The sequence below is a fragment of the Streptomyces sp. NPDC057900 genome, assembly GCF_042887885.1.
In the GTDB taxonomy this organism is placed as follows: domain Bacteria; phylum Actinomycetota; class Actinomycetes; order Streptomycetales; family Streptomycetaceae; genus Streptomyces.
In genome coordinates, this window is record NZ_JBHVOI010000032.1 from 1 (window position 1) to 2,970 (window position 2,970).

The 2,970-nt window shown below is 38.7% G+C and carries 3 protein-coding genes; all 3 read right to left on the minus strand.

Features of this window, described 5'->3' with window-relative positions; genetic code table 11:
* Positions 1-462: 462 nt before the first annotated feature.
* Complete coding sequence (locus ACFVQ0_RS37140; RefSeq protein WP_043858541.1) at positions 463-1,119, minus strand: replication protein; 657 nt, start codon at positions 1,117-1,119, stop codon at positions 463-465.
* A 75-nt stretch (positions 1,120-1,194) separates the two neighbouring features.
* Complete coding sequence (locus ACFVQ0_RS37145) at positions 1,195-1,335, minus strand: CopG family transcriptional regulator (protein ID WP_043858540.1); 141 nt, start codon at positions 1,333-1,335, stop codon at positions 1,195-1,197.
* A 289-nt stretch (positions 1,336-1,624) separates the two neighbouring features.
* Positions 1,625-2,842, minus strand: a complete 1,218-nt coding sequence (gene mobV / locus ACFVQ0_RS37150; RefSeq protein WP_120377766.1) for a MobV family relaxase — start codon at positions 2,840-2,842, stop codon at positions 1,625-1,627.
* Positions 2,843-2,970 lie beyond the last annotated feature (128 nt).

Sequence of the window (2,970 nt, forward strand, 5' to 3'; positions counted from 1 at the left end):
CAACACTTCCATGTAAAGTATAACACACTATACTTTACATTCGTAAAGTGTGTGCTCTGCGAGGCTTTTTCGGCTACCCGCCGAACCATGCTAACGCATGGGAAAACCTTGGGCTTTGCCCAAACCCACAAGGGGAAATGATTCCCCCTTGATCCCCCCAATAAAAACTCCCCCAACCCCCTCAATTTTGAGGGGACTCCCTCGCCGGTCGGCAGGAATCGAATGGGATTCGATTCAATGCCAAGAGGGTTCGGGTGTGGTGAGTCTGTCAATCGACTTTCGCGGCATATCCTCATTTCGCTATCGCTCATTCCGGTATTCCACGATTCTATTGACAGACGCCACGTGTCGCTTTCTCCTTCAAGCGCCCACCAGAACAAAATAAAAAAAGATACAGAAAAAGATACAGAAGAATCTTCTGTATCTCTTGTATCTCAATCCTTTTCTGTCGTTTTATGTCGATTATTTTAACTCTCCTGTTTCTCTATCAATATCGCCCCGACCATATTTCCGTTCTTGATAAACGGCATCAAAATACAGTCTAATCAATCCAGTATGCGAACGTAAAACAGAATTGATAATCTTCATGCTGGGTAAGTTATATTCTTCCCCACGAACCCTTACAAACCTTCTTAATTCACGAATATTAGCCAGTCCATGTTCATCAATCAAATCACAAAGATCATTCAGCATGTCGTCTTTTTCTTCAACATCAAGCGTTATGTATCTATCAATATCAAAATTGTTTAGTAGTTTAATATCTTTCTTGTCATATACATGCTTGTTTTTAGCGATAGCGTCTTTTGATTCGTGCGTTAAATATAAATACATATTTTCCATGCTTTGAACTACAATTTGCACCATGGAAACACTTTTATTACCCAATGCTCGTTGTATTCTTTTACGGACACTATCAGCAGTAACAGGATTTTTCGCCACATAAATCACATGATAATGGGCTTTTTTATATTTTTGTCCCTCAACTTTACTTAAATCTTTATCATGAAGTGGGCTAATCGCAATAGGAACACCGAGCGATTCCAATTTCGTTTCCCAATCTTCGGGTATGCTTTCAGGGTACAACAGAAACGTAAAGTATCTTGCCTTATCTTTAGCCATAATGTTATAATCACCCTAACAGAAACAAAGGAATTCCAAAAAGCGAACTCTTCCAGGGGGTCGCTTTTTTTGTGTTCATTTCTGCCCTTTCTTGTATTCTTCCAAAACTACTGTAATCATCGCAGACTTACTCAAACCCTTCTCTTTGCACAACTCCTCTAAATAAGCGTGAACACTTTCTGACATAGTGATTGTAAATCTCTTTTTATTTGTCATATCGTTCTCCTTTTTGCATGTTAAAAATAATATAACAAAGTGGTGTAATTTTTGCAATAAAATACACAAAAAATATGTAAAAGGCAAAATGTCGCTCAAAATGTCGCCGAAATGTCGCTCAAATGTCGCAAGCTTCAAACCCTTGTGGCTCTAGGGTTTGAATGGCTTTTTCTCTCAATTTGGCACTCGGCACTTAAAGGGGGGGTCGTAGTAGCCCCCCCTTTTTCCTCTCTCACCCCAAAAAATCCAAGTTCAAAAAACCAAAAAAAGCACCTTTTTCAGGTGCTTTTTATCTTTCAAGACCATTTTCTCTTTCACGACGCTTTTCAACCCTGTTTAAACGCTCAAATTCGCCCTCAGGGGCTTTTTCTTTAATTTTGCCTACCAAATCATTAAAAAGGCTCTTAAACGTCTTTAAATCGTTTGTACGGGCTTTTAAAAATTCTTTGGTGCTTTTATATATCAAACCAATTTCACGCTTTAAATCGCTTATATGGCTTTTTAATTTGCTATTCTCTCGAAGCAACTGCATATTTTCCTGTCTTAATTTTTTATTTGAATTGGCTTCTGTTTCCCACTCTTTATAAATCACTCTAAGCTTTTGACCCAAAGCTTTATTTTCCTTTGCTAAATCGGTGTTCAATATTTTTTCCATCTTGCCTTTTAGCTGTTTATTTTCTTTGGCAGCATGAACCAAATTTTTAAAGTCTTGTTCGGGAACAATCACATTTCCAGTCGGTGTCTTTTTCAACTCTTTTTTGGGAATCCCAAAAAGATTCTTTTCCTCGCTCTTAACCTCGATTTGCTGAAATTCCCTTTTGGCCCGAACTTTAATTTCATCTGGAACTTTTTCATTGAGGGCGAGCAATTCATTTTTCTTCTCCTGGAGATTTTTTTCTAGAAAATCAATTTCTTTTTCCAGCGTCTGCTTTTTGAATTCCCTCGTTTCCAAATGCTCACGAGTAGAACCTTTTTCTCCACGCTCCAAATCAAAGCCAAGCTTTTGCATATGCTCGGGAAACTTATCTTGCAACCAAAGCAATTCTTGACGATTGAACACATTTTTCCCTTGCAGTTTTCCATCACGCATTGGCACAACGCCAACATGCATATGGGGCGTTTTTTCGTCCATATGTACCGTTGCATAAGCAATATTTTGCTCGCCATAGCGTTCGGAAAATAATTTATAACTTTCCTCAAAAAATCGTTTTTGTTCTGTAGGATCCAGACGGTCAAAAAAATTTTTGTCAGATGTCACGAGCAACTCGTTTACAAGCACCGCATCTTTCCGAGTTTTTCTCGTACCTGTTTTTTGCGATTCAATGATTTCTTTGACATGCTGGTTATAATCAATTTTCCCATCATGGACCAAATCATAATTTTCATGGGAACGCTCTTTATCAATATCCGAATTCGTCCTGCTTTCTCTTTCACGCTGATTATGAAACTGAATTCCTTTCAAATCATGCGCCTTCATTTTCTGCATTCGGACGACCGCATAACTCATAAAATCAGCTCCGTTTCGGGGTCAGTTTTTCGGCAACACTTCCATGTAAAGTATAACACACTATACTTTACATTCGTAAAGTGTGTGCTCTGCGAGGCTTTTTCGGCTACCCGCCGAACCATGCTAAC

Excerpts from the sequence above, each read along its gene's own strand:
- ACFVQ0_RS37140 (WP_043858541.1), bottom strand. The coding sequence starts at position 1,119 with ATGGCTAAAGATAAGGCAAGATACTTTACGTTTCTGTTGTACCCTGAA.
- mobV (WP_120377766.1), bottom strand. The coding sequence starts at position 2,842 with ATGAGTTATGCGGTCGTCCGAATGCAGAAAATGAAGGCGCATGATTTG.
- ACFVQ0_RS37145 (WP_043858540.1), bottom strand. The coding sequence starts at position 1,335 with ATGACAAATAAAAAGAGATTTACAATCACTATGTCAGAAAGTGTTCAC.